We start from the raw sequence: 404 nt of genomic DNA, 5'->3' as shown, positions 1-404 counted from the left end.
CGGCGACGGGGAACGACATGGTCGGGGCATGGAAGCCGAAGTCGATCAGGCGCTTGGCGACGTCATCGACGCTGATGCCGCTGCTGTCTTTCAACGGGCGCAAATCGAGGATGCATTCGTGTGCCACCAGGCCGTTGCTGCCGGTGTACAGCACTGGATAGTGCTCTTCGAGGCGACGGGAAATGTAGTTGGCATTGAGGATCGCCAGTTGCGAAGCGCGCTTGAGACCGGCGCCACCCATCATCCGAATGTACATCCAGGTGATCGGCAAAATGCTCGCGCTGCCGAACGGTGCGGCGCAGACCGCGCCTTCTTTACGCTCCATGGTCCCGTGACCCGGCAGGAACGGGGTCAGGTGCGACCTGACGCCAATCGGGCCGACGCCGGGGCCGCCACCGCCGTGG

The 404-nt window shown here is 64.1% G+C and carries 1 pseudogene; it reads right to left on the bottom strand.

Features of this window, described 5'->3' with window-relative positions:
• Nucleotides 1-404, bottom strand: a pseudogene (locus E3W21_RS31640) (glycine dehydrogenase (aminomethyl-transferring)); the annotation flags it as partial.

The organism is Pseudomonas sp. F01002 (assembly GCF_004402115.1).
GTDB lineage: Bacteria > Pseudomonadota > Gammaproteobacteria > Pseudomonadales > Pseudomonadaceae > Aquipseudomonas > Aquipseudomonas frigoris.
The sequence above is the reverse complement of the archived record's forward strand: the minus strand, read 5'-3'. Positions and strand labels throughout refer to the sequence as shown.